The sequence below is a fragment of the Herbiconiux daphne genome (assembly GCF_024979295.1).
GTDB lineage: Bacteria > Actinomycetota > Actinomycetes > Actinomycetales > Microbacteriaceae > Herbiconiux > Herbiconiux daphnes.
The window spans coordinates 1-616 of the sequence record NZ_JANLCJ010000528.1 but is presented as its reverse complement, the minus strand read 5'-3'; the positions used below and the strand labels follow the sequence as shown (position 1 = coordinate 616).

The window sequence follows — 616 nt, the reverse complement described above, 5'->3', positions numbered from 1 at the left end:
CTTAGGAGCTTCCTCATAGACAACCTGTTGTTGCTGTTGAACAACCGGTTGCTGCTGAATAGGTTCACGACGAACAGCCGTATCACTATTGTCACAGCCAGAGAGCAGCAGAACTGCTCCCAGGATCGTAAGTGCAACTTTCACGTTACACTCCGAATTTGGCCAGATTAACGCCCAGCACTGATGCGATTTCGCCCAGAACTTTCTTCTCTTCTGTTTCGATAGAGCCAGAAGCATCAGCGACGGTCAAGATGCAGTTCATGACCAGTTCAGCATCATCAGGGTTTTTACCACGCAGGTCGCCGATTTCACGGAGAGCTGTCATTTTGCCCAGACGAGGTGCTTTCATCAGTTGGGTGGCGTACTTCTCAATCAGTTTCTGGAAATCAGATTCCCACGGTTTGAACTCATCAGCAGCACCCAGAACAACTTCCAGAGCACCCAGCTCATCATCGCTAATACCGTCGTTAGCAGCCGCTACGAGCAGAGAACCAGCAATGGTAGCTTCCACTACATCTTTGGTGATTTTCTTCTCTACGCTCGCTACAGCGCCTTTGGCAGCATCCCCGAATAACTTAGCAAAAAGGGACATTAATTTTCTCCCATAAGTCGGAGG

The 616-nt window shown here is 49.2% G+C and carries 1 protein-coding gene; it reads right to left on the bottom strand.

The window, feature by feature from the left end:
• Nucleotides 1-145: 145 nt before the first annotated feature.
• Nucleotides 146-616 (bottom strand): tellurite resistance TerB family protein (locus tag N1032_RS26260; protein WP_259543584.1); only part of this gene is annotated, 471 nt, incomplete at its 5' end.